The sequence below is a fragment of the Rhodococcus sp. NPDC127593 genome (genome assembly GCF_042671975.1).
Lineage (GTDB): Bacteria > Actinomycetota > Actinomycetes > Mycobacteriales > Mycobacteriaceae > Rhodococcus_F.
This window is the reverse complement of the sequence record NZ_JBHXWI010000082.1, coordinates 1-24165: the sequence shown is the minus strand read 5'-3', so window position 1 is coordinate 24165 and position 24165 is coordinate 1. Positions and strand designations below refer to the sequence as shown.

13 protein-coding genes are annotated in these 24165 nt (G+C 67.1%); 7 read left to right on the top strand and 6 right to left on the bottom strand.

The genetic code is table 11. The features are described 5' to 3' along the window. Positions 1–400 precede the first annotated feature (400 nt). The 6 genes from ACFVJ3_RS43720 to ACFVJ3_RS43695 are packed head-to-tail and all read left to right on the top strand — an operon-like array spanning position 401 to position 18167. Positions 401–4528 carry an NERD domain-containing protein gene (locus ACFVJ3_RS43720; RefSeq protein ID WP_378457999.1) on the top strand — a complete coding sequence of 1376 codons (4128 nt, stop codon included), beginning with the start codon at positions 401–403 and terminating at the stop codon, positions 4526–4528. Continuing rightward, a complete protein-coding gene (pglX, locus tag ACFVJ3_RS43715) occupies positions 4528–8124 on the top strand; it encodes a BREX-2 system adenine-specific DNA-methyltransferase PglX (protein ID WP_378457998.1) in 3597 nt (1198 codons plus the stop codon). Before ACFVJ3_RS43720 ends, pglX begins: the two co-directional genes overlap by 1 nt. Continuing rightward, positions 8124–11945, top strand: a complete 3822-nt coding sequence (locus ACFVJ3_RS43710; protein ID WP_378457997.1) for a DUF6079 family protein — start codon at positions 8124–8126, stop codon at positions 11943–11945. Before pglX ends, ACFVJ3_RS43710 begins: the two co-directional genes overlap by 1 nt. After that, complete coding sequence (pglZ, locus tag ACFVJ3_RS43705; protein ID WP_378457996.1) at positions 11942–14764, top strand: BREX-2 system phosphatase PglZ; 2823 nt, start codon at positions 11942–11944, stop codon at positions 14762–14764. The genes ACFVJ3_RS43710 and pglZ overlap by 4 nt, the downstream gene beginning before the upstream one ends. Further along, complete coding sequence (brxD, locus tag ACFVJ3_RS43700) at positions 14761–16053, top strand: BREX system ATP-binding protein BrxD (RefSeq protein WP_378457995.1); 1293 nt, start codon at positions 14761–14763, stop codon at positions 16051–16053. Before pglZ ends, brxD begins: the two co-directional genes overlap by 4 nt. Beyond that, a complete protein-coding gene (locus ACFVJ3_RS43695; RefSeq protein WP_378457994.1) occupies positions 16050–18167 on the top strand; it encodes a DEAD/DEAH box helicase in 2118 nt (705 codons plus the stop codon). Before brxD ends, ACFVJ3_RS43695 begins: the two co-directional genes overlap by 4 nt. Positions 18168–18412: 245 nt before the next feature. On the opposite strand, the gene rmuC is transcribed toward ACFVJ3_RS43695, so the two are convergent. The 4 genes from rmuC to ACFVJ3_RS43675 all read right to left on the bottom strand — a co-directional run bounded on the left by rmuC (position 18413) and on the right by ACFVJ3_RS43675 (position 21101). Beyond that, positions 18413–19369, bottom strand: a complete 957-nt coding sequence (rmuC, locus tag ACFVJ3_RS43690) for a DNA recombination protein RmuC (protein WP_378457993.1) — start codon at positions 19367–19369, stop codon at positions 18413–18415. 678 nt (positions 19370–20047) lie between these two features. Beyond that, positions 20048–20452 (bottom strand): hypothetical protein, encoded by a 405-nt coding sequence (locus tag ACFVJ3_RS43685; protein WP_378457992.1) that lies wholly within the window; start codon positions 20450–20452, stop codon positions 20048–20050. A 317-nt stretch (positions 20453–20769) separates the two neighbouring features. Continuing rightward, positions 20770–20895: a hypothetical protein gene (locus tag ACFVJ3_RS43680; RefSeq protein ID WP_378457991.1), complete on the bottom strand. Its 126-nt coding sequence runs from the start codon at positions 20893–20895 to the stop codon at positions 20770–20772. Further along, on the bottom strand, positions 20892–21101 hold the full coding sequence (locus ACFVJ3_RS43675; protein WP_378457990.1) for a hypothetical protein: 210 nt from the start codon (positions 21099–21101) through the stop codon (positions 20892–20894). The genes ACFVJ3_RS43680 and ACFVJ3_RS43675 overlap by 4 nt, the downstream gene beginning before the upstream one ends. 228 nt (positions 21102–21329) lie before the next feature. Between ACFVJ3_RS43675 and ACFVJ3_RS43670 the strand changes: the two genes are divergently transcribed. After that, positions 21330–21851, top strand: a complete 522-nt coding sequence (locus tag ACFVJ3_RS43670; protein ID WP_378457989.1) for a phosphoadenosine phosphosulfate reductase family protein — start codon at positions 21330–21332, stop codon at positions 21849–21851. A gap of 301 nt (positions 21852–22152) precedes the next feature. On the opposite strand, the gene ACFVJ3_RS43665 is transcribed toward ACFVJ3_RS43670, so the two are convergent. Together ACFVJ3_RS43665 and ACFVJ3_RS43660 are read right to left on the bottom strand one after the other, a co-directional pair. Next, positions 22153–22437: a hypothetical protein gene (locus ACFVJ3_RS43665; RefSeq protein WP_378457988.1), complete on the bottom strand. Its 285-nt coding sequence runs from the start codon at positions 22435–22437 to the stop codon at positions 22153–22155. A gap of 89 nt (positions 22438–22526) precedes the next feature. After that, positions 22527–23141: a hypothetical protein gene (locus tag ACFVJ3_RS43660; protein ID WP_378457987.1), complete on the bottom strand. Its 615-nt coding sequence runs from the start codon at positions 23139–23141 to the stop codon at positions 22527–22529. Positions 23142–24165 lie beyond the last annotated feature (1024 nt).

The following is a 24165-nucleotide window of genomic DNA, read 5'->3' as shown; positions in this document are numbered from 1 at the left end:
TTCGTACGCACCGATGTCATTCACATGAATGACATTCGCCCCCTTTACTGCTCGCGGTCGCCGCGGTTTCAGGTGTCATCGTCCGGGCGTGGTACCGAGTAAGGACCCGGGTAGGACATTCCGCAATTGGCATCCTTCGCCTAGTCTTCGACCGTTTCGATAGTCAGCAAGCCGTGTGTGGCCTCGCTAACCGTGTCCGAAAAGTGCCGTATGCCGCCGCGCAAACTGGCAACAGTGGATTAAATGGCGAGGTCACACAGGGGCCTTGGTCTTGGAACTGTGGGCAACGACGTCGACTGCCTCCATCTCTCCTGTTCACTTGGAAGGGCCGGGTAATGTCCACCCAAGTTCCGCGACCCAATGCTCGGCCGCGACTAGACCCCGAGAAGTAGGCGGTGACGTGGCGACGCAGGACGATCGTTGGATCGAGGTCGCGAAATCGGCCTTTACGCACGAAACCGCAGGTCTCGAACTGCTCCGTGGGTTGATGCCGAGCGCCTCCCCGTACCGCGCGTGGACCAACTTCGAATTCATGGACAACCACGGCCAGTGGCATGAGATCGATGCCCTGGTCTTGGGTCGGCGCCGTCTGCATCTGGTCGAGCTCAAACACTTCACGGGCCAGCTGCGGGGCACGGAGACGAGCTGGGTGCGCACCACCCTGTCCGGCAAGACCCGCACCCAACGGTCGCCGCTGCTGCTCACCCGCCGCAAGGCACAGCGATTGGCGACGCGGATCGAGGAGGAGGCCCGCAAGGTTGCGCGGGATTACGGCCTCAACGAAGAGAAGGTGCGTCGGGCGCTGCCATTCGTGCAGGAGTCGGTCTTTCTCCACGGTTCGCCGTTCCGCACGGACCTTCCGGAGCTGGCGAAGTCGAGCCTATTCGGTCCTGACGGCGCTGAGGGCGAGACGGGGCTTCCCGGCATATCGACGCGTGTGCTCGAGCCCCCGACCGGCACCAGGCATGTCGATGAGGACCTCAGCGTCATCATCGCGTTGGCGCTCAAGAACCTCGGCATCGCGCGGCGCACCGAACGTGATGCCGGATCGTGGACGATCACCGGCACACCGCTGGCCACCGGTGAGGACTGGCAGGAGTGGGCGGCCACGCACAAGGGCACCGACGAGCACGGCCGGGCCCGGATCGTGTCGCTGCGCCGCGGCACCCCGTCACACGCGCGGGCAGCGGCCCATCGGCGGATGCAGCGTGAGTACTCACTACTCAGCTCGCTGCGGCACGAGTCGATCGTGGTGCCGCGGGATCTGGTGCAGGACGACGACGGCAATACCGTCCTGGTCTATCCGCAGACCCCCGGGTTCGAGCCGTTGGATCTGGCATTGGCGACGCGCACACTCACCGCGGAGCAGCAGCTGCTTATCCTCAAGCAGATCGCCGAGGCGTTGACCTACGCGCACCGAAACCACGTCGCGCATCGCGGACTCGGGCCCAGCACCGTCCTGATCGACACCGACGCGCTCGACGCCGACACCGTCAAGGTCCGCCTCACCGACTGGTCGTGGGCCGGCCGCGTGCACACCGGTGACACCCGTTCGGCGACGATGCTGGGGACCGCCGTCGCACAAGGCGGCGCCCCGGCGGACGAGGTGTATCAGGCGCCGGAGGATCGGTGGGCGGCGGACGCCGACCGGTTGGCGTTGGACGTGTTCTCACTCGGCGCTCTCGCCTACTTCCTGCTCTCGGGTGGGCAAGCCCCGGCCCGGGACCGCGCGGCACTGCTCGAACGGCTGCGGCAGGAGCAGGGCCTTGACCTGGCGGCCGCGGAAGGCCGGTTCGTCGACGAGAGACTGCGCGCGCTGGTGTTGCATGCGACGCAGCCCTCGGTGTCCAAGCGGGTGGAGGCGGACAAGAAGACGGGCCGCCCCGGATTCGGGGCGCACCAGTTCGAAACGGCGTTGGACGAATACCGGCACGACCGCCAGCTCACCCCGCAGACACCGGAACCCGATCCGCTCAATCCGGCGCCCGGCGTGCTGCTCAGCAGCCGGTTCGAGGTGGTCCGGGTGCTCGGCGCCGGCTCCACCGCCCGCGGAGTGCTGGTCACCGACCGCGATCACGACGACAGGTTGCGGGTCCTCAAGGTCGGCCTGGACGAGAGCGCCACCCTCCGACTGCGCGACGAGGCGCAGGTGCTCACCCAGCTCGCGGCGCAGTCCCCGCCGGTCTCGGGGGTGGTGGAGCTGATCGAAGGTCCCTTGGAGCTGGCGGCGCGGCGCACGGCGCTGCTCTTGAGCAACTGCGGCGAGCTGACCCTCGCCGACGTGGTGCGCCACACCCCGCTCGGGGAGGCGCAGCTACGCACCTGGGGTCTGGAGCTGCTCGACGCGGTGGTGGCGTTGGATGCGGCGGGCATCACGCACCGCGACATCAAGCCGTCGAACCTGGGGCTGTCCCGGCCGGAGGGCAAGCCCCGGTCGGCGAAGACCCGACTGGCGCTGTTCGACTTCTCCCTCTCGCGTGCCCCGGTGGAACAGCTCGACGCGGGCACCCCACCCTATCGGGATCCGTTCCTGGGAACGGGGATTCGCACCGCCTATGATTCGGCGGCGGAACGCTACTCGGCTGCAGTGGTGCTATACGAGATGGCCACTGCCACCACCCCCACCTACGGGGACGGCATGAGCGATCCGCGGGTGCTCGACGACGACGTGTCGGTCACCCCCGAGGATTTCACCGCCGGCGGGCTGTCGCGTACCCGCGCCGCGGCCCTCACCGGGTTCTTCCGCACCGCCCTCGCCCGCAACGTCAAGGATCGATTCGACACCGCCGCCGCGATGCGGCACGCGTGGGCGTCGGTGTTCAAAGCCCAGGCCACCACCGAACCGACCACCGAGGCAAAGCCGCCGACACCGCGCCCGAAGTCGGAGCCCACACCTGCGCAGCCAGTCGCCGAGACATACACCTCCCTCGGAGTGCTGGCGGCCGAGTTCGCCCGGGCTGCGGGCACCAAGCCAAGCGCGGTGCGCCGGCAGGTCGTCGAGCTGGTACTCGGCACGCACGCGCAGAGCCCGGACGATCCGTTCGTCACCTACCAAGTGCTGGCGCCGCGGGCCGGGGTGTCATCGGGGCGGATCGCCCAAATCTTCGGCGAGTTCACAGAGCTATGGGCGAAGAACCCGCAGTTGGCGGCGACAGTGCGCGAGCTGTACGCGCGCGGTCAGACGCTGCTCGAATCCTCCGGCGGCGCCACAACCCCGGACCTGCTGGCACGCGAGCTCGCCGGTGTGCTGCACACCGACGGTGTGGCCGATCCGCAGCGCCTCTCGCTCGGTGTGGTGCGGTTGCTCCTCGCCTCCGCACCGGCGGACGCCGATACCGAGCCGGGCACCGACACGACACTGCACCTGGTGCGCCGGCACGGGTCGGGCACGGTCGCCATGATCTCGACCGCAGCGGTGCCGCGCAAGCTCCCCGCGGTACTGGCGGCGGGCGCGGAGAAGCTGGTCGACGACGCCCACGCGCAGGGTTCGCTGCTGGTGACACCCGCCGAGTCGGAGCTGCCGCTGCGCGCGGCGGCCGCGGCAGTGCTCGATGTGACACCCGGCGAGGTGGAAATCCCCGGGCATGCACTGCTGCGGATCGCCTCGACCGCATCGACCGCGGTCGCCCTGACGGCGCGGGACGAGCTACATGCCGGCTCCCTGCCGATCGGCGAAGCGTTGAAGATGCTGCTGCGCGGGCTGTCGACCTCCGACTCGTTCAACCGCGCTGAGCTGGAAACACGTGTGGCGGCACGGTTCCCGACATTGACGAAGTCGTTGCCGCGGCGCCCGGAACTGGACGCGGTGGTGCAATCGATCGTTCCGGACATCCGCTGGAACGAGGCCGCCAGCCGCTACCAGTTCGACAATGCCGAATCCCCGGCATCGTACGTGCCGACGCGTCATACCCGCACCGCACCGATGCCGCAGCGCAGCCGCGGCACCACCGACACCGAATTCGTGTTGGCGTCGAGCATGCGTGAGCACACATTCCGGGCACTGGGCGTGCCGATGGGAAGCTCCGACGCGGTCGCCGCAGCGCTGGCAACCCGGTTCGGAGCACGCCCCCTCGACGTGACCGAACTGCTGCTCGGGGAGCTACGCCAACGCGCCGAGACGGCGGGAATACCGTGGGATGCGATCCTCGCCGCAGACGCAGGTGCCGCGGCCGATCGCGAAGGATTGAAGGGATTTGTCTCCCAGGCTGTTCCGGCGCTGGTCAGCGCGGTCGACGCGGCGGGCGGGCCGGTGGTGTTGACGGACCTGTCGACGCTGGCCGCGTACGGGCACCTGCACGTCGTGCGCGAGTGGGCCGATCTGACGTCCCCGCCGCCGCACGCGGTGTGGGCACTGGTCCCGCAGCCGGAAGAGTCGGGTGGCCGGCCAGGAGCGCGAGTGGACGGTACCGCGCTGCCGCTCAACAGCCCAGAACAATTCGTGCAGGTGGACGAGATCGAGGTGACAGCCCTGCTGGCCGCCGCTCAGCCCACCGACGGTTCAGATGAAAATACGAAGGAGCACGTCTGATGGCATTGGCCACGATCGCCGGAACCCAGCTGACGGCCGCATTGAAGCCGCAGCTGGTCATGCTGGTCGACGACATGCGCGCCCGCCTCGAAGCCGACACGCACGAGCTCGAACGCTGGCGTACCAACCACAGCCAAGCCGTCCGCGAACAGCGCACCGCCGGATCCTGGACCGACTACCTCGAGGAGCAGCTCACCCAGGCCGCCGTCGGCTGGCTCCTCACCACCGTGTTCGTCCGGTTCTGCGAGGACAACCTCTTGCTCGGCGACACCGCCGTCTGGATCGCCGGCCCCGACACGATGCTGCGCCAACGCGCCGTCGACGCCGAAAACTCCTTCTACCGCGACCACCAAGACCTGTCCTACCGCGAATGGCTCGCACAGTCCTTCAACGCCCTACGCAGCCACCCCGCCACCGAAGCCCTGGTCGACGAGCACGCCGGACTCAACATCTACGAACCGTCCTCCGACGCGGTAAATCAGATTCTCGCGTTCTGGCGGCAGACCGACGACAACGGCGACCTCGTCTGGTCATTCAAGGACGACACCCTGGGCACCCGCTTCCTCGGCGACCTGTATCAAGACCTCTCCGACTACGCGAAAAAGAAGTATGCCCTGCTCCAAACCCCAGAGTTTGTCGAAGAATTCATCCTCGATCGCACCCTCGAACCCGCCCTCAAAGATCGACCACTCGACGGCTTCAAGATCATCGACCCCACCTGCGGGTCGGGGCACTTTCTCCTCGGCGCCTTCGCCCGGCTGGTCGAACGCTGGCACCACCACGCCCCCGGCGTGGAGCTGCGCACACGCGTTGACAACGCACTCGCGTCCGTCTACGGCGTCGACATCAACCCGTTCGCGGTGGCGATCGCGAAGTTCCGGCTCATCGTCGCCGCCCTGCAAGCGTGCGGGGAGAAATCTCTCGTCAACGCCCCCAAGTTCACCCTCAACCTGACCGCAGGCGACTCGCTCCTCCACGGCCCGGAACAGGGAGGGGCACACGCACTGGACTACGGCGACGCCACCTTCGACAAAGACGCCGCCGCATCAGGATTCACCTACAGCACCGAAGACGCCACCATACTGCGCAAGTTCCTCAAGCCCGGACAGTACGACGCGGTGGTCGGCAACCCGCCGTACATCGCAGTCAGCGACAAGGCTCTCAACGCCCGCTACCGGGAGATTTACCACTACTGCAAAGGGCAGTACGCCCTCACGGTGCCGTTCATGGAGAAGTTCTTCGAGCTGGCCAAGCCCGGCGACCGCGCGGGCTGGATCGGCCAGATCACCTCCAACTCCTTCATGAAGCGCGAATTCGGCGTGCCTCTGATCGAAGACTTCCTCGCCAAGAAGGACCTGCGGCTCGTCGCCGACACCTCAGGGGCGTACATCCCCGGACACGGCACACCGACCGTGATCATCGTCGGGCGCAATCACCGAGCAGCCCATGACACCGTCCGGGCCGTCCTCGGCATCCAAGGTGAACCCGGCGCACCCGACAATCCAGCCAAAGGCAAGGTCTGGACCTCCATCGTCGGTCATCTCGACCAAGCAGGTTACGAAGATCAGTGGGTCTCGATCACCGACCTTCCCCGCACAAATCTTGAGAAGCATCCATGGAGCCTCTCCGGCGGCGGTGCAGTCGAACTCCAGGCTCAAGTGGACGCCGCGTGCAACGCATTCCTCGGCGATTTGACCGAAGAGGTTGGGCGCACCACTGTCGTGGGTGAAGACGGTGCGTGGTTATACCCGCATTCGTCACTTCAGCGACTGAGCAAAGTGCTTCCATTCCGCCAGTTCGTGACCGGTGAAGATGTACGGGACTACTCGATCGCGCCAGACACGTTTGCGCTCAATCCGTATCTGGACTCGGCCAACTCTTCACCTGTCACTCAGGACACAAGCGTTGTGACTCACCTCTGGCCGCTCCGCCCGCTCCTAGCAGCACGGACCGTGTTCCAGAAGACTCTTTCGGATCGGGGACTACCCTGGTGGGTCCACTTGGAGAGCTACTCGCGCAAACTGCAGACCCCGCTCTCCATCACCTTCCCATTCGTGGCGACGCACAACCATTTCGTGCTCGACCGCGGCGGCAAGATATTCAAGCAAACCGCGCCGGTGATCAAGCTGCCGAAAGAAGCTTCAGAGGAAGATTACTTGCGGCTGCTGGGTACGCTCAACAGCTCGACCGCTTGCTTCTGGCTCAAGCAGAACAGCCACGACAAGGGGCGCCCCGGAGCCGAAGCTGCTGGCGCCGACGAGCCCTGGGAGCGACGCTTCGAGTTCACCGGTACCACCATCCAGGACTTCCCGCTTCCCAAAATGCACGTGCTCGAACGAGCACATCGCTTAGACACCCTGGCCCAACAACTCTCCGCGAATGAACCTGCTGCTGCAATCCAGGCGCACGGAGCGACTCACTCCACCATCGACACCGCGCGCACCGAGCACGCCCGCATCCGTGCCTTGATGGTCGGTGAGCAGGAGGAACTCGACTGGGAGGTCTATCGCAACTACGAGCTAGCCGATGGCCGCACCCTACCGTCTGGCAGCGTTCCCGGGATTGCGCCCGGGGAGCGCGCATTCGCCATCGTGCTCGCACGTAAAGTCGCGGCTGAAGAGATCGAGACAAGCTGGTTCGACCACCACAACCACAAGTTCACCCCAGTCACTGACATCCCTGCGCACTGGCCCGCCGAGTACCGAAACCTGGTGGAAGAACGTTTGGCTACGATCGAGTCCAATCCGTTCATCCGTTTGCTGGAGCGTCCCGAGTACAAACGGCGCTGGGCCGGGGACAGTTGGGACACCAAACTTCAACAGGCATTGAAGGACTGGCTGCTCGATAGACTTGAGGATCCGTCCCTGTGGTTTACCCCGCAAGGAACTCCGCAATCACGGTCGGTTGGTGAGCTTGCCGGGCACTTCGAGAAGGACGCTGCCTTCGTCGAAGCCCTGGACCTGTGGGCCGGGAAGAGGGATGCCCCGGTGACAGCGACGCTGGTCAAACTGGTTGCCGACGAAGCGGTCCCCTACCTCAGTGCCCTGCGCTACAAGGACTCCGGGCTGCGGAAGCGCGCCGAGTGGGAGCGCGTCTGGGATATACAGCGCAAAGAGGACGCTGGCTTGATCAACGCGACCGATATCCCGGTTCCACCGAAGTACACCAGTGCGGATTTTGTGAAGTCTTCCTATTGGTCACACCGCGGCAAGCTGGACGTGCCGAAGGAGCGGTTCACCGCCTACCCCGGTGCGGGTCGGGCTACCGACCCAACGCCGTTGCTCGGGTGGGCCGGCTGGGATCACGCCCAGCAGGGGCTCGCGTTGGCGACGATCTACGCGTACCGCGAGTCCGAAGGCACTCCGCTGAGCGAGCTGGTGCCCGTGGTCGCCGGGATCGCCGAGGTGCTGCCGTGGGTCAAGCAGTGGCATTCAGGGGTGGACCCGAACCTTGGTGTCGATCTCGCCGAGTACCTCACCGGTCAGCTCGCCGAGAAGTCCGCCGCCGTTGGTGTTCCCGTCGACGATCTTCCCAAGTGGCGGCCCGCGAAAACTATCCGCGGCCGCGCATCCGCCACCCGAAAGGCAGCACAGTAATGTTTCCCGGCGCCTCCACCACGTCCGCGCGCACGTTGCGGGAGACCTTTGCGATTCCAGAGTCGCACGGCACCAACGACTACGTGCTGCGGTTGTCGGATTCGGTGGCCGAGGATCGGCTCGCGGCCACCATCGACTCCTACGTCGTCACACCCTCCCTGACGGAGGCGTTCGAGCGGGGCTTGGCGGTGGTGGAGGAGGCGCTGCGCAGCGGCGAGAACAAGGCCGCCTACCTGGAGGGTTCCTTCGGGTCCGGTAAATCGCACTTCATGGCGGTGCTGCACGGCATCCTCGGGCACTCCGCGAAGGCCCTGTCGGTGCCGGAGCTGCAACCGGTGATCACCAAGCACACCGGAGTCGCGCAGGCGAAGATTCTGCGGCTGACGTTCCATTTCCTCGACGCCGACAGCATCGAATCGGCGCTGTTCGACCAGTACCTGCGGCAGATCACGCGCCTGCATCCGGACACTTTGCCGCCGGTCCTGCATTCGGCCGGCGGACTGTTCACGGACGCTGCCAACCGTCGCCGCGAGGTCGGCGACGAGAAGTTCTTCGCCGCACTCAACGGCGCCTCAGGACAGCAGGGTGGCACGGTGAACTGGGCGGCGCTCGGGCAGAGCACCGGTACCTGGAATTCGGACAGCTACGCCGCCGCTGTCGCCCCGGACGCCACCGCGGCCGAGCGGGCCCGACTGCAGCAGGTGCTGATCACCACCTACTTCACCAGCTACTCACGCAACACCGACTGGCTGAACCTCGAGGACGGCCTCGCCGTCATCGCTGACCACGCCAAGTCTCTCGGCTACGACGCCGTCGTGCTGTTGCTCGACGAGTTGGTGCTGTGGCTGACATTCCTCATCACCGAGCGCGAGCGGTTCAACAGTGAGGTGCAGAAGATCACCAAGCTGGTCGAGACCAGCCGCGGCCGGCTCGCCGTGCCGATCGCCTCGTTCATCGCCCGCCAGCACGATCTGAGCCGGTGGGTCACCACCGGCCCCGAGGCCGGCGCCACCCAGCAGGCCCTCGAGCAGGCCTTCGTCCATCAGGCGGGCCGGTTCGGCAGCGTCCGGCTGGGTGATGAGAACCTGCCCTACATCGCGCACAAGCGGTTGCTGCAACCGTGCAGTGCCGACGCCGCGGCCGCGCTGGAGACCGCATTCGGACGCCTGGACCGCAACCCCAAGGTGTGGGATGTGCTGCTCGACGGCATCAACACCGACGATGCGCACCGCGGCTCCGATTCCGACGCCTTCAAGCTGACCTACCCGTTCTCCCCGGCCCTGATCGCCACCCTGCGGGCGCTGTCCGGGCAGATGCAGCGCGAACGCACCGCGTTGAAGGTCATGCAGCAGATGCTCGAGGACAACGCCGACCGGCTGACCATCGACCACGTCATCCCGGTCGGGGAGGCGTTCGATTACATCATCGACAGCGCCCACGCCACCCCGATCAATGATGCTGCCGCGCAAACCTTCAAGACCGCCCGCAGCCTGTGGACCGAGAAGCTGCGGCCGCTGCTGTTCCGCAACGCCGGGGTCCCCGAGTCCACCGCCGACAAGGATGTTCCGGCCGGGCTGCGGGCCGACATCCGTATCGCCAAGACCCTGCTCATGTCCGCGGTGGCACCGAACGTGCCCGCCCTCGCCCAAATCGATGCCTCGCGTCTGGCCTCGCTCAACCACGGCAGCGTCATCAGCCTCATCCCGGGCGATCAGGTCGGCCAGATCACCAACAAGGTCAAGCAGTGGGCCGCGGAGATCCCGGAACTGTCCGTCACCGCCGACGCCAACCCGATCATCTCCGTCACCCTCGAATCCGTCGACTACGAGCGCATCGTCACCCGTGCCCAGGGTGAGGACACCGACGGGCGCCGCCGGGAACTGATGCGGACCCTGCTCGCGGAGCACTTCGCGGTGATCGGTGCCGAGCACACAGTCGACAATGCGTTCCTGCGCACCAAGATCTGGCGGGGCACCGAACGCCGGGTGGAGGTGATCTTCGGGAACGTCCGCGACCACGGCTACCTCCCCGACGAGGCGTTCCGCCCATCCCTGGACGGGGCGCTGCGGCTGATCGTGGACCTGCCGTTCGACGACGCCGGGCACACCACCGCCGAAGACCACGACCGCGTCGAGCAGTTGCTGCGCACCGGGCAGGACCGGTTCACCGTGGCGTGGCTGCCGAACTTCTTCCCTGACAAGGTGACCCGGCAACTCGGCCGGCTGGTGATCCTCAACTACGTGCTCACCGGGGATCGGTGGGCGTCGTATGCGAACGAGCTGTCCGAGGCCGACCGCGCCGCGGCGCGGTCGATTCTGCAGCAGCAGCAAACGCAGGTGCGGGGTCAGTTGAACAATGCCATCCAGGTCGCCTACGGCGTCGCCGCCGGCGCCCGGTTCGCCGAGGGTCGACCGCCGCTGCGGTCCCTGCACGCCGGCTACGCGGTGCAGCCGCCGATCGGCAACACCCTCGGCGAGGCCGTCGAGCGGCTGATCGTCGACGCCTTCGACGCCCTGTACCCGGACCACCCGGACTTCACCCCGCCGGACAAGCTGCTCACCCGGCGCGAGCTGAACCTCGTGCTGACCCGGTTGCGGGAGGCGCAATCGCAGGTGGACGGCCGGATTCCGCTCGACCGCGCAGAACGCGATCTCACCCGGCGCGTGGTCGAACCGCTCAGCCTGGCCAAGACCAACGAAACCCACTTGATGTTCGGCAGCGAGCACTTCACGACGTGGCGCAGCCGCATCACGCAGGAGTTGTCCCGGATGGCGATCGACGATTCCGGGGACGTGGCCATCGAGGAGTTGCGCACCGCCATCGCCGCGAGCGGGCCCAAGCGCGGGCTCACGGACGAGATGATCGATCTGGTCGCCGGCGCGTGGGCGGCGCAGAGCAAACGATCGTGGTTCCTGCACTCCTCGCCGATCCCCGAACCGCAGATCGGTGACTTCCGGCGCGGCACCACGTTGCGGCTCGAGCCGCTGCCCGACCGGCAGAGCTGGATTGACGCCTGCACCCGGTGGAAGGCGTTGACGGGGGTGAACATCAACGACTACCTCACCGCTACCAACCTTGCCTCGTTCGCGCAGCAGGTTCGGGACTATGCGGCCGCCGGGCGGGCCGATCGGTCCCAGCTGGTCGATATCCTCACCCGCGCCTACCAATTCCTGGGTATTGAGACCGGTGAGCGGCTCGTCGTGGCGGTCCGCACTCACGAGCTGTTGGACACGCACCTGAATCATCTCGACAATCTCGCCCTCGTCGAGGCGATCGCGACCACCGAGCTGGGCGCCACACCGCAGGAGACCGGCAAGTCCCTGGCCACCGCGGGTGCGGTCGCCGAGGCGGTGAACCGGTTCTCGCTCGACAAGCTCACCGTGTTGCGCACCGCCGCCGAGACCAGTGACGACCGTGGGCGGCAGGCTGCCCTCATCGTCGACGGTGTCATCGAGGCGTTCGAGGCGCATGAGCTGACCCGACCCCTCGCGGAGGCGTTGCGGGTGGCCGGGGAGGCGCGCGACAAGTGGCTGGAGGCGGGGATCACCCAGCAGCCCACCGGCGGCGGCACCCCCGGTGGCACCGGCGGCGGAACCCCCGGTGGCACCGGCGGCGGCACTGGTGGTGGCACGACCGGCGGAACCACGACCGGTGGCGGCTCCGGTGGGACCGGCGACGGCGGCACTGGGGGCGGTCAGCCGGTGCGCTTGACGGTGCACGGCCGCGACGGCATTGCCGCCGTCGAGACGCGGCTGCGGCAGATCGTGGACGAGAATCTCGGCGCCACCTACACGGTCACCATCACCCGGGATCAGCCGTGACCACCGCTGTCCTTCCAGAGGCGGACCTCGCCGGCATCCGCAGCCTCATCGGACAACTGCGCGGCAAAGGCCACACCCACGGGGTAATCGCACTGGCCGCCGCCCCGGTGTGGTCCGGCGCCAACGAATTCGAGCTCGGCGGACAGTCGGTGCGGGTGCGCACCGCACCGAGTGTCCTCGCCGTCCGTGATGCGCTCACCGACCGCACCCAGGTCGACTGGGTGGTGATCCTCACCGATCGCAGCGCCGCCGAGCTGCCCGCCGGGATTCTCGAGCACCTAGCCACCGGACGGCTGTCAAATCTCGATCCCTGGCCCGCCCTGCGGGAGCTGTTCAACGCCTCCCGCCAGGAATTCAACCTGCTCGCGCTCAGCAACGATGCCGCCCGCGCCGCATTGCGGGATCTCGACGGGACCGCCGCGCCCGCGCCCGGTGGGGTGCTCACCAACGACCACCTGTTCGCTGCCCTCGCCCGGGCGCATTTCGGTTTGGCGCCAGCGGAATACACCCCGCACCACGTGGCGCTGTGGTCGATGGATCCGGCAAGTACTGCCCGGTTTCAGGCCTGGCAGGACCGCACCGACCCGGTGCTGCTGGCGCAGTTCTATGCGTGGATCGAAGGGCGCCTCGGCCCGCTCGGACCCGCGTTCACCACCGTGTGGCGCAGCAGCGGTCCCGCCCAGCTGGTCCCGTTGGGCTTGGTCGCCGCCCTCGTCGGCGACGGCAGCGCCGCCTCGGTGGCGTTCCCGGTGTCCCGGGACACCACCGTCAAGGTCCGCACCCTGCTCGAGGTGGAACTCGGCGGACGCACCCTCACCGAGGGCCAGCTCGCGGCGTGGGGGAACACCGCCACCCTCGCCGTCGCCGGTGCGGACGTGCCCGGACACGTCCTACGCAACGCCGAGGACCTGGTGCGCCGGCTGCAGGCCGAACCGCTGGTGGTGCGGTCGGACGTGCTGCCGTCCGCCTTGGCACCTCGGGTCGCGCACTTCGCCTCGGCGCTCACCACTGCGGTCGAGTCCGGTGACCTCGCCGCCGCCGAAAACGCGTGGGCGGATGTGCTGGCGCACCGCGGCGCCCGCATCGACAGCCCCGACGCACCCCGTGATGTGCGGGTCGGGGCCGCGGCGCTGCGGCTGCTGCGCTGGCAACGACGCCAGCACGACACACCCGCCGCCCTGGCCGGGTGGTTGGACGACTACCGCACCGAGCTGTCGTGGGTGGATGCCGCCGTCAACGGCGCATTCGTCGGCGCCGACGACCCGACCCTGGCCGCAGTGGCCCACCGCATCGTCTCCGCCGTGCGCGACCGCCGGGCCACCTCCGATCGGCAGTTCGCCCGACTCCTCGCCACCTCCGGGGTCAACCGCAGCAGCGGGCCGCAGGCCCCGCTGCTGATCGAGGACGTGCTCGACAAGGTGGTGCGCCCACTGACGGTGCCGCGGGCCGGGGCCACCGGGGCGTCGATCACCACCCCCACCGCCTCACCGGTACTGATCGTCGTGGCCGACGGCATGAGCGCCGCCGCCGCCAACGAGGTGGTCGCCGACGCACTGCGCCGGCACCGCCCGCAATGGCAGGAATGCCAGTTCACCGACACCGACGGACTGCACGCGGCCCTCGCCGCCCTGCCCACGGTCACCGAGTTCTCCCGCTGCTCCCTGCTCACCGGGGCGCTCGCCGCCGGCCGACAGGACCGCGAACGCACCGGCTTCGCGTCCTGGCTGCAGGGGCATGCGCTGCGCGGCAGCGGCCAGGTGCTCTTCCACAAGGCCGATATGGACGCCGTCTCCAAGGGCCATGCCCTCGCCGTGGACGTCCGGATCGCGGTCGAGGACACCAAAACCCGCCCCGTGGTCGCCTGCGTGCTCAACGACATCGACGACGCGCTGGACCGCTCCGACCCCATCGGCACCTCCTGGACCACCGCCAGCTTCAAACACCTCGACGCGCTGCTCTCCGCCGCCGCCAACGTCGGCCGCACCGTGGTGCTGGTCAGCGACCACGGGCACGTGGTGGAACGGCGCGAGCAGCCCAGTGCGCAACGTGGGCAGCAGATCTCGGCACGCTACCGGTCCACGGCCGGGGTGGATCCGGCGACGCTGCCGGCCGACGAGGTACTCGTTACCGGACCGCGCGTGCTCACCGACACCCATCAGGCGGTGCTCGCGGTGGACGAACAGCTGCGCTACACCGGCCTCAAGGCCGGCTACCACGGCGGCGCCACCCTCGCCGAGGCCGTGATCCCCATCTCGATCCTGGTCAACGGCGCGGTCCCCCAGCATCTGGGCCTCGAGGCGCGTCCCATGTCCGTGCCCGCGTGGTGGGAGCCCGAACGCGTGGCCCCACCCGAGTCCCAGCCTGTCGCCGCCCAGCCCACAGCCGGCGCCAAGCCGGCTGTCCCGGCGCCGCGGAAGAAGCCGGCACCCAAGGCCGCCGAGCAGTCCGACACCCTCTTCGACATGGGCACCCCGGGCGCCCCCGAGCCCGCCGCCGCCCCCGCGTCCACCGGTGGGCGCAATCGAGTGGAGGAGTTGCTGGCCAGTCCGCTGTTCATCCAGCAGTACAACACCTTCCGCCCCCGGATCGACACACCGGTGATCGGCCAGCTGCTCCAAGCGCTGGTCGACGGCAACGGGCGCATCCCGCTGCCCCGGGCCGCGGAAATCCTCGGGGTCAAGGCGTTCCGCGCACGCCAGACCGTGGCCGCGCTGAGCCAGGTCATCAACGCCGACGGGGTGGTGGCGCTGAGCGAGAACGGCACCGAAGTGGAGCTGGAGGCGGCGTTGATGTTCGAACAGTACGAGGTGAAACCGTGACTCTGTCCCCGGTCCGGCGGCGCGAGATTCTGCAGGCGCTGCGGCAAGGCACCGTCCCCTCCGGAAATCTCGACGTCCTCGCGGTCGGGATCGACAAGTTCTCCCCCACCGTCGCCGAGGACCTCGACGCCGTCGCGGCCGGTGGGGCGTTGTTCAAGGCGGTGCGCGGCGAATACGGCTCCGGTAAAACGTTCTTCGCCCGGTGGGCGGCGCAGCAGGCGATGCGCCGCGGCCTCGCCGTCGCCGAGGTGCAGGTCAGCGAGCTGGAAACACCCCTGCACAAGCTCGAAACCGTCTACCGGCGCACCACCGAATCGCTGCGCACCTCCGCGTTCGCGCCGTCGGCGTTCCGCAGCGTCCTCGACGCCTGGCTGTACGGCGTCGAGGAGGATGCCGCCGCGGCGGCCGGCACGCCGGAGGCCACCGCCGAACAAGTGGAGACGCTGCTCGAGTCCCGGCTCGCCGGCGTGGCCACCGCCACCCCCGTGTACCCGATGGTGCTGCGCGCCTACCGGGCCGCGCTCGAGCAGGGCGACGCCGCCACCGCCGACGCCCTCGTCGCCTGGCTCGGCGGACAACCCCACGTCGGCGCCGCCGCCAAACGCGCCGCCGGGGTGCGCCAAGAGGTGGACCACTTCCTGGCCATGGGCTTTCTGCAGGGGCTCCTCGCGGTCCTCAAAGGCGCCCGACACCCCGGGCTGCTGCTGGTGATCGACGAGGTCGAAACGCTGCAGCGGATGCGGTCCGACAGCCGCGCGAAGGCTCTGAATGCGTTGCGGCAGTGGATCGACGAACTCGACTCGGGCCGCTACCCCGGCCTGTACCTGCTGATCACCGGAACCCCCGCGTTCTTCGACGGTCGCCTCGGGGTGCAGTCTCTGCCCCCGCTCGCGCAGCGCTTGCACACCGACTTCACCACCGACGCCCGATTCGACAACCCGCGCGCCCCCCAGATTCGGCTGGTGGGGTTCGACTTCGATCGCCTCGTCGAAGTCGGAGTCCGGGTCCGTGACGTGTTCGCCGACGGCTCCCCCGTGGGCGATCGGATCCGCACCGTCGTCGACGACGCATACCTTGCGTCGTTGGCGCATGCGGTCGCCGGTAAGCTCGGCGGCAAGGTCGGGATTTCACCGCGACTGTTCCTCAAGAAACTGGTGCTCGACGTCCTCGACCGGGTCGAGCAGTTCCCCGACTTCGACCCCCGCCAGCACTACGCCCTCACATTGAGCTCCGAGGAGATGACCGACACCGAACGGCAGGCCGTCACCGCCGACGAGGTGCAGCTGTGACACCGGCGGAACCCTTCAGCGGGTTCGATCTGCTCAGTCCGATCATCCAACATCACGTCGTCAACTCGCTCGGCTGGCACGGGCTTCGACCACTCCAGGACGAATCGGTGGCACCCATCGCCGACGGGTCCGACGCGATCCTGCTGGCCCCGACGGCCGGCGGCAAGACCGAGGCGGCGATGTTCCCGCTGCTGAGCCGGATGGAATCGGAGTGTTGGACCGGGATCTCCGTGCTCTACATCTGCCCGCTCAAGGCGCTGCTGAACAACCTCCAACCTCGGTTGGCGGACTACGCCGCCTGGCTCGGCCGGGACGCGATGACCTGGCACGGCGACATCGGTCAGTCGGTGCGTGACCGCATCAAGCGCGATCGCCCCGACATCCTGCTCACCACCCCCGAATCCTTGGAGTCGATGCTGGTATCCGAACGCGTCGACGCCGCCGAACTGCTCGGCGGGGTACAGGCCGTCGTCGTCGACGAAGTCCACGCCTTCGCGGGCGATGACCGCGGCTGGCACCTGCTCGCCGTCCTCGCGCGCCTGCAAACGCTGCTCGGTCGGCGCCTGCAACGGATCGGGATGTCCGCGACCGTCGGCAACCCGGACGAGCTGCTCGGGTGGTTGCAAGGCGCCGCGAAGGCCCCCGGCCGGGTGATCTCCCCTGCCATCCCCGCCGGTGGCGTGGTCCCGGAGATCACGGTTGATTCCGTCGGCAGCGTCGAGAACGCCAGCACAGTCATCGCCGCGCTACACCGCGGGGAGAAGCGGTTGGTGTTCGTCGACTCCCGCCGGCTCGCCGAGGAACTCGGCACCGCGCTGCGCGGCCGCGGGATCACCACCTTCGTGTCCCACTCGTCGCTGTCCGCCGCCGAGCGACGCGAATCCGAACAGGCCTTCGCCGAGGCCCGCGACTGCGTCATCGTCGCCACCTCCACCCTCGAACTCGGCATCGACGTCGGCGACCTCGACCGCGTCATCCAAATCAACGCACCCCGCACCGTCTCGTCGTTTCTCCAGCGACTCGGCCGGACCGGGCGCCGCCCCGGCAGCACCCGCAACTGCCTGTTCCTCGCCATCACCGACCAGGCGGTACTCTCCACCCTGGGAATGCTGCAGTGCTGGACCAACGGGTGGGTCGAACCGGTCACCCCCACACCGCAGCCCCGGCACATCGCAGCGCAACAGCTGCTCGCAGCCGCCCTACAGACCCGGCGGGTTCCACTGCGCGACTGGCAGCACACCTGGGGCGCACTGCCGTTGTTCGGTAACGACGGCCAAGAAATCTTCGACCACCTGCTCTCAGCGGGGTTCCTCGAGCACGACGGCGGCACCGCGTTCATCGGCCCCGAAGCCGAAAAGCACTTCGGACGACGTCACTTCATGGAACTACTCGCCGTGTTCACCGCCGCACCCGAATTCACCGTATGGGCCGGTCGGCAGGAAGTCGGAACCGTCGAAACCGGTGTCCTCACCGACAATGTCGAAGGCCCCCGCATCCTGCTGCTCGGCGGCCGGTCCTGGAAAGTCACCCACATCGACTGGAAACGTCGCCACGTCTACGTCGAAACCACCGACATCCCCGGCCGCGCCAAATGGAGCTCCACCCCGGACGGGACCTCCTTCCAGATCACCCGCGCCACCCGCGAGGTCCTCCTGGGCACCACTCCCGCCGGAATCACCCTGACCCGCCGCGCCGCCGCCACCCTCGACGACCAACGCCTGCAACGCTCGAACCATGTCACCGACGGCGCGTACGTCATCGCCCGCGACACAGGCGGCGACTGGCGATGGTGGACCTGGGCCGGCATGAAAACCAACCGCACCCTCGCCGCCTGGGCACCCGACCTCATACCGCCACGGCAACGCATCGGATCCGAATCGCTGCGACTGCACACAGACCTGACCGTCTCCGACATCCGCGCCGGCCTCGCCGCACTGCGCGCCCGCGACCAGCGGCCCCTGCCGGCAATCGACCAGGCCGCACTCCAAGGCCTCAAATTCTCCGCCGCCCTACCGGAGCACCTCGCACGGCAAACCCTCGCCGCCCGCATCGTCGACATGGACGGTGCCACCACCGCTCTCACCGACACGGTGCGCGTACACAGCAGCACCTGACGTGGACGGAACCGGCAGGGTGCCACATCATCTCGGTGGGTTCGAGCGCTCAGGCGGTGTAGCCGTGCGGCGTGAGCAGTCGTGCCGCCGACATCGTTCCCCGGATTCGAGCTGACGCGCCAGACCGTTCAGCATCCCGGGACCATCCGTCCGCCGCCGGCCTCGAGCCACCCGCGCCACTCGGCGAGCCCAGATGACAGTTGAGCGGCGCCCGTGTGCCCCGACGAGCGCACACGGGCGGCCAACTATGCGGGCGCGCCCAGCGGAGGTTCGAGCTGGTCGTCGAGTCCGGCCCCACCCTCGGCCGAGACGGCCTTCACCTGGACGAGGTCGGGGATCGGTTCGATTGACTTGGGACGGGCGATATCGCTGGTTCTGGCTGACAGCCCACGGAGGTCGTTGAGCGCGGAAACGCATTCGGTGAGGTGCCGGTGACTACTCACGAAGTTGTTGAAGGCATCGCGAAACTGCTTGTTAGCCCGGTCAAACGAAGCGATGGTGGTCGTGGCGGCGTGCAGGGCGCCGGCAAGGGTGGTCTGCATGGTCACGAGATCCGCGTCCAATGCTCGACCCGTTGCGGCGAGGTGCGCCCCGGCTGCGATCACCGCGAACGCGGTGGGACCGGCGAGGAAGACACCCTGAGACAGCAGATCGTGCAGCAGTGCGGGATCCCGATTGCACGCGGAAATGGCAACGCCGTCGTCGGGGACGAACAACACAACTCCGCTCAGGTCGGCACCGGATCGGTCGTACCGCTTGCCGGCGAGGACCTTGGCGTGGCCACGGATCGTGCTGACCAGCGCGGCGAGCGCCTTATCCCGTTCGGGTTCGTTGTCGGCGGCAACCGCATCGGCGGCCACCCAGTAATGGTCGATCACGCACTTCGAATCGACCGCGAGGCGCCGCCCACCGTCGAGGAGCAGGACGAGATCGGGTCGGGCATGCGAGCTACCGCTGATCTCGGCTTGAGTATCGAAGTGCACTCCTTCGCGCAGCCCCAACGATGTGCAGGTTCGAACGAGGACCGCTTCTCCGAGCGCACCCCGGCCGTGGGAACTGGCGAACGTTTCCCGGTAGCGTCGCAGCTCCCGTTCGCTGGACCGGAAGTCAGCCGAGCGAGCCGCGCCCTGCCGGACGACGACGATGAGTGCGACGGCGAAGAGAACAGCGGCGGTCAGCGCGGCCGCCGTATACGCGCTCATGCGGATCTCCGATCGTTGCGCTGGTCGAGCCTAATCGGGGTGTAGCGGTGTGGCGCCGTTACGATTTCGCCGGATTCGGTGTTGACGAGGACCTTGGCTCGTTCATGCCGACCAGTCCGTCGGTGCGAACTGTGGGTGCCCTGGCCGGTGGTGATGTCCAGCGTCTCGAAGGCAGCGGAGCCCGTCGGAGGCTGGTCCCTGTGATTGTCTTGTAGTGCGTGTGCGGGCATAGCTGCTCCTTCATTCGGGGCGAAAGTGCCGACGTAGTAGAAACCAGATTCGAGCTGTAGCGCAGGTCTGCGATGGGTTGTCGCACCACTTCGTGCCGATCCTGTCGCAAGGTGTCTTCAGGTGGAGAGTCCCGTGGACGACCGGATGCGTGTGACAGCCAGGTAGTTCGGCCAGTGGCCAACGATTCGAATCTCACCGACTCGTCCGGCTGGATGATCGTTATGCGTTGGTCTCGCTCGCCCCGATCAGGTTCCTCGGTGCGAGATCAGCGAACGGCGGTCACCTCGACTCGGCGACCGATTCCGCCGGCGCGAAAGCCCTGCGTAGCCGGTCGAGGACCCACTTGGACCGTTCGGCAGGCGTTACGCAATGGGAATTGGGCCATGTCCACCGAAAAGGACCCTCTCACCCATGACCACGGGCGGAGTGCCATCCACAGATGCCTGGTCAGCCGAACAGCTTGCTCAAAATCTCCCCGATGACCGGAATGCCATCAGCACTGCCAGTGCTTGGGGGCGCTTCCGTCACATCAACAGTCAGCGTCGCAGTCGGCGGCCGACTGTCAGGCCAGCCCACGCCGCTGGCGCAGCCATACGCATAAATGGTGTGCGTCCCGGTGGCGGTGGGCGTCCACTGCACGTTTGCCAGCAAGTCCTCGTTCGGCGCAACCGGAATACCCCCGAGCAGGTCGCTCTGCTCCGCACTGTACGGATCGACATCCACCGCAACTGCCACGGTGCTCCGCACCTCGCAGTGAACGGTGATCGTATAGGTCTCCTCGACATAGAGGTGCTCGTCTGAGATGGTGATCGTCGTAGGCGCAGGTGCGGCCGACGAAGGACCGGCGATCACACCCACCACCCCCGCGACTGCCGCCGCTACCACTATTCCCCGACCCGCCCAACGGCCTTGCGTTGCTGTCCTCATACGTCTCCTGTCTCAGGCACGCCCCTGTGTAAACGCAAGGCGCACTGCGGCGGGAGTGCCATGCCGCGTCCTATTACCAAGCCGCTCACATTTCCCGTGTGCGTATCAAAGCAGACCGCACCACCGTGATTTACCCGCCCTTACGGTTCGCGTTCACGGATGTAGATCGTGTGAATGACAAGGCTGCATAATTCATGCGCGGTCGCGTGCCGACGCACTCTTTTGTAATCGCCGCACCGCGCTCACCCGGCCACCGGGCCGCCGGCCGTCCTGTCCGCAGGCTCGGTGCGTTCCTGGAGGCCCTCGGCGGCGGTGTAGGCGGCCCACACCACATCCGACTCGGCCGCGGTCAGGTTCGGCGCCGTCACGAAGCCGGCGCGCGGTGTCCGGCGCCGTGCGGGTATTGCTCGGCGACCTCGCTCGCCTCCCTGGCCAACCAGGTCAGCTCCCCCGCCCCGTGATCCCCGACCGTCACCAGATCCGCCCACTCACACTCCGGGCCCCGGACACACACCAACGCCAACCCGTTCTCGGACAACGTCTGCCACAGCTGCTCCACCGCGGACGACCCCATGCCTCCCATTCAACCGCAGCACACCGCCGGCGCCCGGGATCGGCGACGGCCATGTCGCAACTCGGTGCCGCACCCGGCATCACCGTGTGTCGCTCTACCGGCTATTAGCACCCATATGGGCCATAGGCCCCCTATGCCGACGTGGGAGCTGTTCGGTGACGTGCGGGCGCCGTCGTAGCCTGGCCGCTGTGGCGACGACACCGAACCCCGGCCTGGACCTTCGCGGTATTGCGCGGGCTTCGGACACCGGCGGCCAGGACCGGCACCGCGGCCATCGCGGACATCACCGCGCGGATCGAGACGCACCTCGCACGGCATGACGGGTACGTGGCGTTTTCCGGCGGCAAGGACTCTCTCGTCGTCCTCGACCTCGCCCGCCGCGTCGAACCGGATGTGCCGGTGGTGTTCTTCGACTCCGGCCTCGACTACCCCGAAACCTACGACTATCTCACCGAACTCGCCGAGGCGTGGCGGCTGGATCTGCACCGGATCCCCACCGAACCACCACTACTGCAGGTGCTCGGCGACTCCGGACTCTGGGACCACACCGCCCCCACCAACGCCGCGGCCGCGCGGGTGGATCTGCACCAGGTGCTGATCACCGAACCCGCCCGCCGCCTGCTCTACACCCGAGGTCCGCCGCGACGGGACCATCACCCGCGCCGACGGCACGATCGCGTACGGGCCGATCTGGAACTGGACCACCGCCGACGTCTGGGCGCACATCTCCCGGCATCGGCTTCCCGGTGAATCCGGTCTACGACAGGCTCACCCACTCGGGGTCCCCGACAGCCAGCATCGTCTCTCACACCTGCTCGACGGCAATCATCTCGACCGGGGACGGTTGACGTGGCTGCGCCGCGGATGGCCGGCGCTGTTCGAGCAACTCGGCCACGTCCTGCCCCGCCTCCGGCAACTGGCCTGATACCGCGACCCCGAGGCGTGCCCTACGGTCGGGGTGCGCGACACCGCCAGTTGCGCGCGGACCTGAGAAGACGACACGTCCCCCGGCGGTCGACGACCGAAACTGACGGTGCCGGCGAACCCGAGATCACATCAACGCCCTGCTGAGGACGTCGGTGGCTGCTTCCGCGTCCGTGAATCCCTCCCGCACCAGTCGGATAGCCGGGGCGACGACCGTGTCCTCGACATGGTCGACGTGAGCGCGCGCCCAGCCGGTGACCCCGCCTGGCCCGGTGGTTTCCGGACCGAAGAGCTGGTCGATGCCCGCGTTGCTGTAGCCCCAGTCGCGCAGTTCTGCACGGGTGCACCACTCCTCGCAGTTTTCGGGGTCCTGGGGATAGAGTTCCTCATTCGTTGCTGGTCGTTGATCCACGGACCACTCCTGCTTTCTAGTGTTTTCGCGATGGGGGCGTTATAGACGGCTACTGCGGATCTATTGACCGGACTACCCCACCGACCGGCCTACAGTGGATCACCGGCGGTTGAAGTCTGACCAACACCGAGACGAGCAGCAGCAGCTATTCGGAGAGCAAGATGCCCAAACTCTTGTGCTTGCTCCACCGTTGCGACGTTCTCGTGGAGCGCTTCATTTCTAACGGAGCTTAGATACTTTCCGGCGTTCGCTTCATTCTCTGTAAGAATTCCTTGCTGAACGCATTCTCTGAGCAATTGAAGAAGACCTCGCCCTTTGGTGTTGGTTCCCGTTTCCTTGAGAACATCGCGTAACGCGGCCTCTAGGCGGGCGCTTGCGCTAGCTATCGCGGCAGCCGGATTGATTGCAGCCAACTCTTCAATCTCTTCGCTAAACGGGGCGAGCCATGTGCTCGCTGTCTTTCCCTTTGCCGTGTCAGGTGCCGGAAGTTCCTTCTCCGCCTTTTTGAGATCGGAGTCCACTTTTCGCCTAAGCGACAGACCTGTTTGGCCGATCGATGCCTCCTCGACTCGATCATCAAGCAATGCTTTGAAACGAGCCGCCAGATCCGAGATCTGCTTGTAGAAGATTATTCCGCCGATCACAACAACCAAGGGCCACGCCAAGTTTGCGGTCATGTCGGATATGAAGGTCAGCCAATCCACGCTCCCAGTATTCCTCTGTGTCCCTCATGCGGCGTGCATTTGAGAGGCGTGGCGGAAGTGAGCGGCGTAGTCCGGACAAGATGCACAGGATGTGAGCCGGGGGCGTTCACCCCTTCCCGGGGTCGGTGCCTCCGGTTTTCTCTTCCCGAGCCGCTCCTCGGCCATCCTCTTCTTCAGTTCCCGACGGGCCCGTTGCTACGGTGCCTCTTCCGGCTCGGGCTCGTCATCGGCCAGCCGGTAGTGCGCGCGGCCGAGTTTGATGGTCCAGGTGCATGACCAGTGGCCCTTGTCATCGGTGAACAGTCCCATCCGCGTTTCCCTCAATCCTCGGTGACGTCCTCAGTTGCACGAAGATCCGCCGGCCGATGCTGCCATCAAGGCGAGGGCAACGCCCCTCCCCAGCGTGCCGTCGAGTTCGTGAGTGGTGACGAGCTCAGCGAAATTTTCGCTGAGCGTCATCACCATCGTCAACACGAGCAGCGTCGGTGGATTTGCTGGTAACTTCGGAATTGCGCCCTACATTGCGGCGAAGCACGATCGGTTTGACCAAGGCGACAGCTTTCGAGTACGGCCAGAGCGGGATCCGCATCAACGCCATCGCGCCGAGCCACCGCCACCGCCACCGCCACCGCCACCGAGATGTTGATCGGCGGGCTCGCGCAGACGCCCCCCGACATTGACGCCAAGTTCAATACCGCCAGCCCGATGAATCGGAATGGGTCGACCTGAAGAGATTCCTCCCGCGGCGGCCTGGCCGCCTTTCCGATCAGGCCAGTTTCGTCACCGGCATGACGATGCCCGTCGATGGGGGGTATCTCGTTCCGTAGCTTGCATGCCTTGTGAGGAGGCCGCATCCACGAATGCGGCCTCCTCACTGAGCGGTTACCCTCGCACGGTCATTCGGCGACCCGGCACTATTGACACCGTCCCTAGACCGAAGTTGCGGTAGCTCTCGGCGGAGATTGCATGATCGACCTGAGAAGACGACGGAAATCGATTCGGAAATGTAGCCACTAATACTGCG

Coding starts and splice junctions, on each gene's coding strand:
- rmuC (WP_378457993.1), bottom strand. CDS start 19,369: ATGAGCGCGTATACGGCGGCCGCGCTGACCGCCGCTGTTCTCTTCGCC.
- pglX (WP_378457998.1), top strand. CDS start 4,528: ATGGCATTGGCCACGATCGCCGGAACCCAGCTGACGGCCGCATTGAAG.
- ACFVJ3_RS43675 (WP_378457990.1), bottom strand. CDS start 21,101: ATGGGGTCGTCCGCGGTGGAGCAGCTGTGGCAGACGTTGTCCGAGAAC.
- ACFVJ3_RS43710 (WP_378457997.1), top strand. CDS start 8,124: ATGTTTCCCGGCGCCTCCACCACGTCCGCGCGCACGTTGCGGGAGACC.